Here is an 11,078-nt window from a genome sequence, read left to right as displayed (position 1 = left end):
TGACTGGACGTTCAACCGCGAGCCGCTGCGCACCTTCGCGGATTTTGTCGGCTCCATGCCGGGCGGCGATTATCCGGCCTATGCCATGGCGCAGACGCGTGAGCTGATCGAACGCTATGAACCGAGCATTCTCTGGAATGATATTTCCTGGCCGACCAGTCTCGATAAGCTGCTTCAGCTTTTTGCCGATTATTACAATGCCGTTCCGGAAGGCGTGGTGAATGATCGCTGGGTGCATGAGCGGCTGGCGTCAAAACTTCTGCGCTACAAGCTGCCGCGCCGCCTTCTCGATTTCGCGGCGAAACGCTATCTGCGCAAGAATCCGCAAGCGGTAGAAGGCGTGATCCCCCAGGAAATCCCGCATAGCGATTTCCGCACCCCGGAATATACGCGCTTCACCTCCATTCAGAAAAAGAAGTGGGAGGCAACGCGCGGCATGAGCCATTCCTTCGGCTATAACCGTCTCGACACCGAAGAAAGCTACGCGCCTGCAGAAACGCTTCTGGCGGATTTCATCGACGGCACATCGAAGGGTGGCAATCTCCTGCTCAATGTCGGTCCGCGTGGCGAGGATGCAAAGATTCCTGATCCCCAGCTTGACCGGCTGCGCTATTTCGGTGACTGGCTTGCTACCAATGGCGATGCGATCTACGGCACGGTGCCCTGGTGGCGGGACGGGACGCCAAGCTCGGATACGGTGACGGAAGACGGTATCCCTGTTCGCTTCACGCGCAAGGGGGACGATGTGAACATTATCCCCCTCGGCAAACCGTCAGGCAGTTCCATGCGCCTGCGCGGCATCAGGCTCGCAGGGGAGGCCCGGCTTGTTGCGGATGGAAGCCCGGTGACGCTTCGTCAGGAAGGTGATGATTTGTTGCTCGGTTTCCGCGTGCCGCTGGGAGGGAGTTTCGCGCCGGTCATCACGGTGACGGAGAAGGGATAGCGAGACGCGCTCACTCCTTCAGGACCGGCCAGTCAATCGGCTCGCTGTCCGGGGCCATGGAGCCGCCTGAAACGATGAAGGCCATCGCGTCATTCTTCGTCCAGGGCAGCCAGATGAGGCGGGAAGTCGGCACCAACTCGACAAAGCCCGAAGTCGGGTTCGGCGTTGTCGGCACATAGACGGCGGCAAGCTCCGGCTGCGTGCCCACGGCGGGGAATATGCGCGTGACGAAACCGACCGCGCGCATGTTTTCCGAAGGGAACTCGATCAGCACGACCTTGCTGCCGGTCAGCGTGCCATCCCCGCTCAGCGAGCGGATGAGGGTTTGTGTAGCGCTATAGATCGTGCGCGCCAGCGGCACGCGCTCGACGATCCTGTCAAACAGAACGAGCATGCGCCGTCCGAGAACGGCATTCGCTGTCTTGCCGAGCAGGAAGAGAAAAAGCAGCACCATCAGCAGCGCGAGCAGCGATTGAAACCAGTCGGAGAGGAGAAGATCAGCCGCCGCATCGCCTCCCGTGGGGCGCAGCGCCTGCGAGAAGGCCGTGGCCGCAGGCTTGCCAAGCCAGATGAGAATATCGGCGACGAACCATATCAGCCACGCCGTTACGAACAGCGGAATGACCGTCAGAACGCCGGTGACAATATTGCGTGTGATCGACTGCATGGCGAACTCCCGGTGCCGGTTTGTGCCGCCTTCAGGGCAAGCGCATGTTTACTCGGTCTGTTTGCTGACGCTTTCAGAGGAAGCCAGCATTTCAGGCGCATTCTCCACGCCCTCGGCCCGGTCGCGATAGAGCGTGGCGCGGCCGAGCAGCATGAGCGTCACCGGCATGGTGGCCGTAACGAAGATGCCGATAAGAATCTCATGCACCACCGGGCGGCCTTCCGTCGCGGTGAAGAAGATCATCGATGAAAGAACGATGCCCGCCGTTCCCCAGCTCGATCCGAGCGTCGGTGCGTGAATGCGATCATAGAAGCTGCCGAGCCGGACAAGGCCGACCGAGCCGATCAGCGTAAGCCCTGCGCCGAGAAGCAGGAAAAAGGCAAAGGGAAGGGCAACCCAGAGGGGCAGGTCTGATGCGACGCTCATTCGATCACCTCGCCGCGCATCAGGAATTTCGCAAGCGCCATCGTCGCCACAAAGCCGAGCATGCCGATCACAAGCGCGGTTTCGAAATAGGCGATATTGCTGCTGCGGATGCCGATGGTAATGAGCAGCAGCATGGCGTTCATGTAAAGCGTGTCGAGCCCGAGAACGCGGTCCTGCGCGCGCGGGCCGCGTATCATGCGGTAGAGCGCGCACATCATTGCAATCGCCAGCGCGGCTTGCGCAATGGAGACAGCCCAGAAAATGATGGTGGCGCTCATTCGAATATCTCCATCAAAAGACGTTCGTAGCGTGTGTGGATCAGTTTGATCCACGCTTCTTCATCGACAAGATCGAAGACATGGATCGCGAGCTTGCCGCTTGCTTCATTATAGTCGAACCAGGCCGTGCCGGGTGTGCTGGTAATGATGACGGCGAGAACGGCAAGCCCCATCGGGTCGCGCAGCCTGAGATTGAGCACGATGAAGCCCGAGCGCCGCTTCCGGCGCTTGCCGCTCAGAATGATGCTCGCTACGGCTATGTTGGAGCGGATGATGTCGAAAAGCACGATGGCGATCAGTTTTGGCAGCAGATACCAGCCCTTCAGCCGCGGCTTTGAAGGGCGCAGCGCCGCCATCGACCAGCAGGCGACAAACGAAACCGCAATACCCACAAGCAACTGCCCGAGCGAGAAGCGCGTGAGCAGCATCCACATCACGATGAGCGAGAGAGCAAGCAGCGGATAGGGGAAAAGCTTTCTCATGGCTTGCTGGTTCCCCATGGTTCCGTGCGGGGAGCCTGCATCACGCCTTCAATATAGCCTGCCGGCGAGTGAAGTCCCTGCGCGGTGGTGTTGAGGAAACGCATCACCGGCCCCGCCTGCACGGTGAGCGCGAGCGTGAGGCCGAGGAGAAGCGCCACAGGCACGACTTCAATCAGCAGCACGCGTGGCACCGTCTGCTCCACCGGCGTCCAGAAGGTGCGGATGCCGGTTCGCGTCATGGCGATGAGCGCGGCAAGGCCTGAGAGAATGAGAAGCGCGGCAAAGGCCCAGAGCACGGGCGTCATCTCGCCGCCTTCACCAATGCCCCCGGGGTTCAGCGCGCCGGAAAGCATGGCAAATTTGGCAAGAAAGCCCGGCAGAGGCGGCATCCCGGCAAGCAGCATGCCGCATGCCGCAAAGCCGAAACCGAGAACAGCAAGCGTGCCCGGCATGATCACGCCGCCTGCTTCTTCCTCTTCTTCTTCTTCCTCGCCCTCGCCATAGGCTTCCATGGTCACGGCCAGCACGTTTGCCGTGGCGTCCTGCCCACGTTCAATGAGTTCGATCAGAAGGAAGAAGGCGCTGATCGCAAGTGTCGAGCTTGCCAGATAGAAAAGCGCGCCGGTCGTCACACCGGCATTGCCAATACCGATAGCGATGAGGAGCGTGCCGGATGAAACCAGCACGGAGAAGCTCGCGAGCCTTCCAAGGGCCTGCGAAGCGAGTACCCCGATCATGCCGAAGGTAAGCGTCGCCATGCCGCCATAAAGCAGCACATCCCGTCCGAAATCTGCCGAACTGCCCGCATCATCCCCAAAGAAGAGAAGCGAGAGGCGAAGCAGCACATAGATGCCGACCTTGCTCATCACCGCAAAGATCGCCGCTACGGGGGCTGCTGCTGCCGAATAGGCAGGAGGCAGCCAGAAGCTCAGCGGCCACATGCCCGCCTTGACGAGGAAGGCAATGCCGAGAATAGCAGCACCCGCTTCCAGCATCAGCCGGTCTTCAGGCTGCGTAGTGGCGATGCGCTGCGCGAGATGCGCCATGTTCAGCGTGCCCGTCACGCCATAGATAAGCGAAACGCCGATGAGGAAGAGAAGCGAGGCTGCGAGATTGACAACGATGTAGTGCAGGCCCGCACGCACGCGAAGCTGGCCTGAGCCATAAAGCACAAGGCCGTAGGAAGCCGCGAGCATCACCTCGAAGAAGACAAAGAGGTTGAAAAGATCGCCGGTCAGGAATGCGCCGTTAAGGCCCATCAGAAGGAGCAGGAACAGCGAATGGAAATGCGGGCCTGCCCTGTGCCAGCGCGCCAGCGAGAAAATCAGCGCAGGCACGGCGAGTGACGCCGTCAGCGCCAGCATGAAGCCGGACAGGGGATCGAGCACCAGCACAATGGCAAAGGGCGGCGGCCAGTTGCCTACAAGATAGGGATGGGTTGTGGCCTCGCCTGCGCTCGCATCCATATGGAGGTGGAAGAGCAGCAGCACGGTAATGGCAAGCAACCCCGTCGCCGCAAGCAGGCTCACCGTGGATTTGAGCACCCTGCGCCGGTCATCGAAGAAAAGCAGAAAGGCCGCCGCCATGAGCGGCAGAACGATGGGCGCAACAATCAGATGGTCGGACCAGAAATTCATGCTCACGGCTCCCGTCCATCAACATGGTCGGTGCCTGTCAAGCCGCGTGCCGCAAGCAGCACGACGAGAAAGAGCGCCGTGGTCGCAAAGCCGATCACGATGGCCGTCAGCACCAGCGCCTGCGGCAGCGGGTCCGTATAGAGCGCAGGGTCCACGCCCACGCCTTTTTCGAGCACGGGGGCGGCGTTCATCTTGAGACGCCCCATGCTGAAGATGAAGAGATTGACGGCATAGGAAAGCAGCGCGAGCCCGATAATGACCTGATAGGTGCGCGGCCGGAGCAGAACCCAGACGCCCGCACCCGCCAGAACACCGATGCCGATGGAGAGAACGAGTTCCATTACGCTTCCTCCGCTTTCGCCGTCTCGGCCACGCGGGCGCGATAGCTGCGGAGAGACTGATGCGCGATGGAGAGAAGGATGAGCCCCGTCGCGCCGACCACAAGCGCAAAGACGCCGAGGTCAAAGAGAAGTGCCGTTGCCGTGGGCACGTCACCCACAAAGGGCAGATCCGTATATTGCGAATAGGAAGTGAGGAACGGATAGCCGAGCAACCAAGAGCCAAGCCCTGTGGAAACGGCGGTGAGCAGGCCAACGGCAATCCACATCATCGGCAGGATACGCAGTCTGTCTTCCACCTGCCGCGTGCCGAGCGCGAGATATTGCAGCACAAAGGCAATCGCCATCGCGATACCCGCCACGAAGCCGCCACCCGGCAGATCATGTCCGCGCAGGAAGAGAAAAGCCGCAAGCAGAATGATGACCGGGAACATCCATTGCATGATGATCGCCGGAACATGGAGATAATCATGCACCGTCTCGCCGACCCTGCGGTGCGGATGCGCTTCATCCAGCGTCATCTGGATACGCTGCTGCTCCGGCATGCCGATGCTTTCCGCTGCAGGGCGGAAGCGGCGCAGCAGCGCAAAGACGGTGAGTGCCACAATGCCGAGAACCGTGATTTCGCCCAGCGTGTCAAAGCCGCGGAAGTCCACAAGGATGACGTTCACCACATTGGTGCCGCCGCCCTCGCTATAGGCGCGGGAGAGGAAGAAATCAGCAATCGTGTCCGGCGCGTCGCGCGTCATCATGGCATAGGAGACCATGAACATGCCGATGCCGCAGAGAACGGCGAGCGCAAAGTCCCGCGCGCGCCGCAGCCGCGCCGAGAGGGTGACGGAATTATCCACTTCCTCAAGCCGCTTCGGCAGCCAGCGCAGGCCAAGCAGCAGAAGAACCGTGGTCACGATCTCGACGAGAAGCTGCGTCAGCGCGAGGTCAGGCGCGGAGAACCAGACAAAGGTCACGCAGGTAACGAGCCCCGCTCCTCCGAGCAGGATAAGCGCGGCAAGACGGTGATATTTCGCCTGTTGTGCGGCGAGCACCGCGCAGAAGATGCCCACGAGCCAGAGACCGGCAAAGACCGGATCAAAGCCGACAAGCGGGGGCAGGTGAATATCGAAACCAAGCCGTAGAAGCGACCAGGCAGCGGCAGCGAAAGCCAGCCCCACAAGAAGGCGAAGCTGCGGCTGCAGGCGGCGCGTGCCCAGCTTGGTTTCGATCCAGCGCGCCCACCGCCATGACACGGTGACGAGGATACGCTCGAAAATGCGCTGCCCCTTGAGGTTGCGCAGCAGGGGCGGACCTTCCTCGGACCGCGCAAGATAGCCGCGCAGCAGAATGTAGAGAATGACGCCCGTAACAAGCGCAATCGTGCTCATGATGAGCGGCGTGTTGATGCCATGCCAGACAGCGAGGCTGTATTCCGGTGTCTGTGCGCCAAGCACGGCTTCCACCGCGACATGCAGATAGGGGCCGACGGTGAGCGCCGGAATGATGCCGACAACAAGACAGGCAAGCACGAGCAGGTCGATCGGAAAGCGCATCCAGTGCGGCGGCTCATGCGGCTCGCGCGGCAGATCGACGGCAACAGGACCGAAAAACACCGTATGGATGAAACGCAGCGAATAGGCAACGCCGAGCGCCCCTGCAACCGTCGCCACATAAGGCAGCGCCCGGTCGAGGAACGAATCCGCATTCACCATGATCGTCTCCGCAAAGAACATCTCCTTGGAGATAAAGCCGTTGAGCAGCGGCACGCCGGCCATGGCTGCGCTCGCCACCATGGCAAGCAGCGCCGTCACCGGCATCGCGCGGTAAAGCCCGCTCAGCCTTCGCATGTTGCGTGTGCCGGTTTCGTGGTCGATCACGCCTGCGGCCATGAAGAGCGACGCCTTGAAAGTGGCGTGGTTCATCATGTGGAAAATTGCCGCCACCGCTGCGAGTGGGCTTGAAAGCCCCAGCAGCGTGGTGATGAGGCCGAGATGGCTGATCGTCGAATAGGCGAGCAGCCCCTTCAGGTCGTGCTGGAAAATGGCAAAGAAGGCGCCGAGGCAGAGCGTGATCATGCCCGCGCCCGCAACGATATAGAACCATTCCGGCGTACCTGAGAGAACGGGCCAGAGCCGCGCCAGCAGGAACACGCCCGCCTTCACCATGGTGGCGGAGTGGAGATAGGCCGACACCGGAGTCGGTGCTGCCATCGCATTGGGCAGCCAGAAATGGAAGGGGAACTGTGCGCTCTTTGTCAGCGCGCCAAGCAGGATCAACACGAGAGCGGGAACATAAAGTTCATGCTCGCGGATCTTGTTGCCCGAGGCCAGCACCACATCGAGATCATAGCTGCCGACAATATGGCCAACGATGAGCAGCCCGACGAGAAGGCAGAGCCCGCCGATAAAGGTGATAGTCAGCGCCATGCGCGCGCCGTCGCGCGCAGCCGCGTTCTGATGCCAGAAGCCGATCAGCAGAAAGGAGAAGATGCTGGTCAGTTCCCAGAAAATCGTCAGCAGGATGAGATTGCCGGAAATCACCATGCCCTGCATCGCGCCCATGAAGGCGAGCAGGAAGGCGAAGAAGCGCGGTACAGAGTCCTGTTCGGACATGTAATAGCGCGTATAGAGCACCACGAGGCAGCCGATCCCCATGATGAGCATGGAGAACATCCAGGCGAAGCCATCCATTCGCAGCGTGAAATTGAGTCCAAGCTCCGGCAACCATGCGACTTCGCTGCGGATCACCCTGCCGTCGGCAATGCTGGGATAGAACGATGCGACAATGATGAGGCCGGTAACGGCGACAGCGCCGGAGAGCAGCGCCTGTGCATTGCGATTGGTGAAAGGCAGGCTGGCCGACAGGGCGCTTCCCGCGGCGAGCAGCAGGATCAGCAGGGGAAGAAGCGCCTGTTCATTCATTCTGCGCGGTCACCATTATCGTTGCGTCTGCAAAGGGGCCGGACTCTTCGCAGGCGGGGGGCGTTTATTCTGGCCGGCACGGCCATCGGGGGCGATGTTTTCTGGAAAGCCGATTGTGCTTTAGAAAACATGAGTTTGGAAGTGGGAACACAGAAATCGGTCGCATTCAGGCCAGCCCGATGCGCGTTCTTTCCCTGGTCTCCCTGTCCCGCTTCGGGGCGTGCTCGGCGCACCTGCTCAGGACAGCCAAAGGACTTAAATGACCCGGCCGCGCTTGTCGAATGTCCTGACATAAAAAGGATGTGAACGGGGCTGATTCCGCCCGCGGCACAAATTTTCTCGTCCGAACTTATCCCCCCCGGGGTGCGCCCGTGTGAAGCTTTGCCTCCGTAGCCGGATCAAGGGAGAGTGACATGGCAAAGTTTTTCAGCGACGCAACGACGAGCGGCAGTTCATCGGCAATCGAGTGGCAGGGTGGGACCGGTACATTCTGGGCTTGGGGCGAATTTGACGGCGCAACGGTCGCGCTGGAGGCGAGTCCCGATGGTGAAATCTGGTTTTCCCTCGGCGAGCCGGTCTCCTTCAGCGACAAGGGCGTCGCCGCCTTCGCCCTCGGCCCCTGCCGCCTTCGCGCGAAAATCGCGAATGCGGGCGAGGGGACGAGTATTTCCGCCCGTATCTGACGGGGGACGGCCTATCGCCGTCCGGCAAAGGGATGCGTGCTCGACAGCCCGCCATCCACCGGAATGGCCTGACCGTTCACATAGGAGGCGTCATCGCTTGCCAGGAAAAGCGCGGCCTGCGCAATTTCGATCGGATTTCCGTAGCGTTTCAGCGGGTTTAGCTGGCCGATCTTGTCTTCGGTCCCCCGTGCCCGCGCCCCGTCGAAGATCGGCTTCGTCATGCCGGTCTCGATGAGGCCGGGGCAGATCGCATTGATGCGCACGCCCGTGCCGGACAATTCGTTCGCCACCGTCTGCACAAGGCTGATGACGCCCGCCTTGCTGGCGCTATAGGGCAGGCCTCCGGCATTGGCCCGCAACCCCGCCACGGAAGCGGTGCAGATGACCGAGCCGCTCCCCTGCCGGATCATGTGCGGGCTTGCCGCCTTGATGGCAAGGAAGGGGCCGATCAGGTTGACCGCCAGTACTTCCTGCCAATAGGCGACCGTCTGTTCCTGCATGGGAATGAGGCCGCCGCTGATGCCAGCATTGGCGTAAAGCACGTCAATCCCACCGAATGCGGAGAGGCAATGGTCCACAAAGCCCTGCACGGCGGTCTCGTCGCTCACATCGGCGGCGACGGAGGAAACGGTGCCGCCTTCCGCGCGGATAAGGGCGGCTGTTTCATCCACCGCGTCTTCCACGCGGTCCACAGCCACCACTTTCGCGCCTTCCCGCGCAAAAAGAAGGGCGCTGGCCCGGCCAATGCCGCTGCCAGCGCCCGTAACGATTGCTCTTTTCCCTGCGAGGCGCCCCATTTTCGTTTCTCCCTGCTTGTACGTCGCTCACGCAACTTTAGGGAGTGTTCGGCGCCTCGAACAGAGCAAGAGAAATGCGCCGGATCAGAAATCCTTGCCGGCAGTCACCGCCCAGCCGACATTGCCGTTCGCGCTCTCCAGTGTGCCGGAGCTGCCAACTTTCGGGGCCTCATCAATCGGTGCCGTGCAGTTTTCCGGCTGGTCGCCAATCGTGGTGCAGATCGTGTTGTCCGCCACACGCCAACTGCCGCCCACTTCGTTGCCATCAGCGCCCAGCACGACCACGCTCGAGGCGTCGGGATAATGGATTTTGGTAACAGCGCCGTCCGGCCCGGTGAGCGTCACCGTGTTGCCGATAAGGCCGGCACCCACATCCGCATTCGCCGCGCCCGCGAAAGCGAGCGTGGACAAGGCGAAAGTGGCCGCGAGAACGAGTTTCTTCATCGGGTTCCTCCCAAAAAGCATGGCTGAGACGGCGCAAGGCTCCTCCCCTCGCCGTTAACCATAACTCTACATGGGCAGTTGGCTCACGCAAGGGGCGCCCCTGCGGAAAGCGCCTATCGGCGGAAGCCCGGCGGCTTTAGGAGAAAGATGATGAGCCAGATGGGAATAAGCACCAGCGCGCCCAGCAGGAAATGAGGTAGCGCCCAGCCGATCCCCTCGCGTAGAAAAGCGAGAATGGCCTCGGGCGTGAACCCGATATCCCTGAGAACTTCCTCGGCTGTGATGTCGAACGCACTGAGCAAGGCGCCAATGGCGACCGCCCCTATGAAGAATTTAAGCAGCGTCGACAAGGCGTTCAGGATCATGAAGGCGCCCGTCTTGTCCCCGGCGAATCAGTAAAATTCAGTCTAGAGCGTCAGGGGCCGCCAAGAAAGGCCGGGAAAGGGAGAAGGCAGTGAGCAGCAATGATTCTTCGGGCAAGGTTGTCGACGGAAGCCCGGCCGATTGCCACTTCCCGGCGGCACGGATCGCCGGTTTGCCCGAAAAGCCGGTGGTCCACCAGTTCAACGCAAACGCTATCCGTCATACGCGCTCGGTCGGGGATATGGCGGGCCTCACCGATATGGGGCTTCACATTGTCCGTGTGGAGCCGGGACGCGACACAACAGAGCATCACTTCCACGGACAGGACGAAGAGTTCCTCTATGTGATCTCGGGTCATGCCGAGGCGACAATCGGCGAGGAGAGCTTCACCGTTCGCGCGGGCGACATGATGATCTTCCCGAAAAATTCGCCTGCTCACTCCATGCATGTGCCGGCAGAGGCGGGCGAGGATCTCGTGTACCTCATGGGCGGCACGCGCTCGCCCATTGATGTCTGCACCTATCCGAAACTCGCCCGGCGCATGTACCGCGTGGACGGCGTGAAGGAATATGCCGCCCTCGCGGATTTCAAGAAGGTCTGACGCCTAGCGTCCGAAGAGTTTCTTGAGCGCGTCTTCGGGGCGCGGCTTTGTGCTTTCTGCCGGTGCTTCCTCGCCCTCGGGCTGCGATTGAGGCTGGGGCTGGCCGAGCAGTTCATTCAGCAAGCCCTTGCCGCCATCCTCCTTGATCGACTTGATCGTGTTTTGAATGTTCTCGCGGTTCTGAATGATGGATTTAAGGTCTGGCGCAAAGCGCGGGCTGGACCACGGGCCAGTGATGAGGATCGGCACTTCAATGCCCTTCACCTCGGACGAGCCGCCCTGTCCTTCAAGTGAGGCCGCAAGCTTCGGTTCGACGCGATAGTTGAGCGTCTTTTGCGGCATGTTCGCCGTGCCCGCACCCGTTACCCGGACGAGGGGGGAGAGCAGGGCAAAGTCCTGATTGTTCAGCACGCCATTGGTGATGGTGAAGGTGCCGCCAAGCTCGGAGAAATCTGTGTCCTGTGTTCCGCCGGATTGCCAGCCGGTTGTCGCGGCGCTCAACAC

Annotated in this window: 14 protein-coding genes; 3 read left to right on the top strand and 11 right to left on the bottom strand. The window is 61.1% G+C overall.

What is annotated here, in order from left to right; genetic code table 11:
• Positions 1-943: alpha-L-fucosidase (locus WBF74_RS09460; protein WP_424438663.1), on the top strand; the 943-nt coding region annotated here is incomplete at its 5' end.
• A gap of 10 nt (positions 944-953) precedes the next feature.
• Here WBF74_RS09460 and WBF74_RS09455 read toward each other — a convergent pair.
• From WBF74_RS09455 to WBF74_RS09425, 7 genes are read right to left on the bottom strand one after another with little or no spacing between them, the layout of a single operon-like run.
• The gene (locus tag WBF74_RS09455) at positions 954-1,610 is read right to left on the bottom strand and encodes a DUF502 domain-containing protein (protein WP_424438660.1); all 657 of its coding nucleotides are present in this window, start codon (positions 1,608-1,610) and stop codon (positions 954-956) included.
• Positions 1,611-1,658: 48 nt separating this feature from the next.
• Positions 1,659-2,036 carry a monovalent cation/H(+) antiporter subunit G gene (mnhG, locus tag WBF74_RS09450; RefSeq protein WP_424438657.1) on the bottom strand — a complete coding sequence of 126 codons (378 nt, stop codon included), beginning with the start codon at positions 2,034-2,036 and terminating at the stop codon, positions 1,659-1,661.
• Positions 2,033-2,314 (bottom strand): K+/H+ antiporter subunit F, encoded by a 282-nt coding sequence (locus WBF74_RS09445; RefSeq protein WP_424438654.1) that lies wholly within the window; start codon positions 2,312-2,314, stop codon positions 2,033-2,035. The genes mnhG and WBF74_RS09445 overlap by 4 nt, the downstream gene beginning before the upstream one ends.
• Positions 2,311-2,796 (bottom strand): Na+/H+ antiporter subunit E, encoded by a 486-nt coding sequence (locus WBF74_RS09440; protein WP_424438651.1) that lies wholly within the window; start codon positions 2,794-2,796, stop codon positions 2,311-2,313. The genes WBF74_RS09445 and WBF74_RS09440 overlap by 4 nt, the downstream gene beginning before the upstream one ends.
• Positions 2,793-4,433 carry a monovalent cation/H+ antiporter subunit D gene (locus tag WBF74_RS09435; protein ID WP_424438648.1) on the bottom strand — a complete coding sequence of 547 codons (1,641 nt, stop codon included), beginning with the start codon at positions 4,431-4,433 and terminating at the stop codon, positions 2,793-2,795. The genes WBF74_RS09440 and WBF74_RS09435 overlap by 4 nt, the downstream gene beginning before the upstream one ends.
• 2 nt (positions 4,434-4,435) lie before the next feature.
• Entirely contained in the window at positions 4,436-4,774 is a 339-nt protein-coding gene (locus tag WBF74_RS09430; protein ID WP_424438645.1) for a Na+/H+ antiporter subunit C, read from the bottom strand.
• Positions 4,774-7,686 (bottom strand): monovalent cation/H+ antiporter subunit A, encoded by a 2,913-nt coding sequence (locus WBF74_RS09425; RefSeq protein ID WP_424438642.1) that lies wholly within the window; start codon positions 7,684-7,686, stop codon positions 4,774-4,776. Before WBF74_RS09425 ends, WBF74_RS09430 begins: the two co-directional genes overlap by 1 nt.
• Before the next feature lie 413 nt (positions 7,687-8,099).
• On the opposite strand from WBF74_RS09425, the gene WBF74_RS09420 reads away from it, so the two are divergent.
• The gene (locus WBF74_RS09420) at positions 8,100-8,369 is read left to right on the top strand and encodes a hypothetical protein (protein WP_424438639.1); all 270 of its coding nucleotides are present in this window, start codon (positions 8,100-8,102) and stop codon (positions 8,367-8,369) included.
• A gap of 11 nt (positions 8,370-8,380) precedes the next feature.
• Here the strand turns inward: WBF74_RS09420 and WBF74_RS09415 are convergent, their stop codons facing one another.
• From WBF74_RS09415 to WBF74_RS09405, 3 genes are all read right to left on the bottom strand, one after another.
• Positions 8,381-9,166: an SDR family NAD(P)-dependent oxidoreductase gene (locus WBF74_RS09415; RefSeq protein WP_424438636.1), complete on the bottom strand. Its 786-nt coding sequence runs from the start codon at positions 9,164-9,166 to the stop codon at positions 8,381-8,383.
• Positions 9,167-9,250: 84 nt separating this feature from the next.
• Positions 9,251-9,610, bottom strand: a complete 360-nt coding sequence (locus WBF74_RS09410) for a hypothetical protein (RefSeq protein ID WP_424438633.1) — start codon at positions 9,608-9,610, stop codon at positions 9,251-9,253.
• Between the two features lie 113 nt (positions 9,611-9,723).
• Complete coding sequence (locus WBF74_RS09405) at positions 9,724-9,975, bottom strand: DUF6460 domain-containing protein (protein ID WP_424438630.1); 252 nt, start codon at positions 9,973-9,975, stop codon at positions 9,724-9,726.
• Positions 9,976-10,064: 89 nt separating this feature from the next.
• On the opposite strand from WBF74_RS09405, the gene WBF74_RS09400 reads away from it, so the two are divergent.
• On the top strand, positions 10,065-10,574 hold the full coding sequence (locus WBF74_RS09400; protein ID WP_424438627.1) for a cupin domain-containing protein: 510 nt from the start codon (positions 10,065-10,067) through the stop codon (positions 10,572-10,574).
• Positions 10,575-10,577: 3 nt separating this feature from the next.
• On the opposite strand, the gene WBF74_RS09395 is transcribed toward WBF74_RS09400, so the two are convergent.
• The coding region (locus tag WBF74_RS09395; RefSeq protein ID WP_424438624.1) for an AsmA-like C-terminal region-containing protein at positions 10,578-11,078 on the bottom strand (501 nt) is incomplete at its 5' end.

The sequence above is a fragment of the Parvibaculum sp. genome (assembly GCF_049672805.1).
Classification (GTDB): domain Bacteria; phylum Pseudomonadota; class Alphaproteobacteria; order Parvibaculales; family Parvibaculaceae; genus Parvibaculum.
This window is presented reverse-complemented; position numbering and strand designations above follow the sequence as displayed.

What these genes read in the sequence shown, in the direction of transcription:
- WBF74_RS09455 (WP_424438660.1), bottom strand. Translation starts at nt 1,610, where the DNA reads ATGCAGTCGATCACACGCAATATTGTCACCGGCGTTCTGACGGTCATT.
- mnhG (WP_424438657.1), bottom strand. Translation starts at nt 2,036, where the DNA reads ATGAGCGTCGCATCAGACCTGCCCCTCTGGGTTGCCCTTCCCTTTGCC.
- WBF74_RS09445 (WP_424438654.1), bottom strand. Translation starts at nt 2,314, where the DNA reads ATGAGCGCCACCATCATTTTCTGGGCTGTCTCCATTGCGCAAGCCGCG.
- WBF74_RS09440 (WP_424438651.1), bottom strand. Translation starts at nt 2,796, where the DNA reads ATGAGAAAGCTTTTCCCCTATCCGCTGCTTGCTCTCTCGCTCATCGTG.
- WBF74_RS09435 (WP_424438648.1), bottom strand. Translation starts at nt 4,433, where the DNA reads ATGAATTTCTGGTCCGACCATCTGATTGTTGCGCCCATCGTTCTGCCG.
- WBF74_RS09430 (WP_424438645.1), bottom strand. Translation starts at nt 4,774, where the DNA reads ATGGAACTCGTTCTCTCCATCGGCATCGGTGTTCTGGCGGGTGCGGGC.
- WBF74_RS09425 (WP_424438642.1), bottom strand. Translation starts at nt 7,686, where the DNA reads ATGAATGAACAGGCGCTTCTTCCCCTGCTGATCCTGCTGCTCGCCGCG.
- WBF74_RS09420 (WP_424438639.1), top strand. Translation starts at nt 8,100, where the DNA reads ATGGCAAAGTTTTTCAGCGACGCAACGACGAGCGGCAGTTCATCGGCA.
- WBF74_RS09415 (WP_424438636.1), bottom strand. Translation starts at nt 9,166, where the DNA reads ATGGGGCGCCTCGCAGGGAAAAGAGCAATCGTTACGGGCGCTGGCAGC.
- WBF74_RS09410 (WP_424438633.1), bottom strand. Translation starts at nt 9,610, where the DNA reads ATGAAGAAACTCGTTCTCGCGGCCACTTTCGCCTTGTCCACGCTCGCT.
- WBF74_RS09405 (WP_424438630.1), bottom strand. Translation starts at nt 9,975, where the DNA reads ATGATCCTGAACGCCTTGTCGACGCTGCTTAAATTCTTCATAGGGGCG.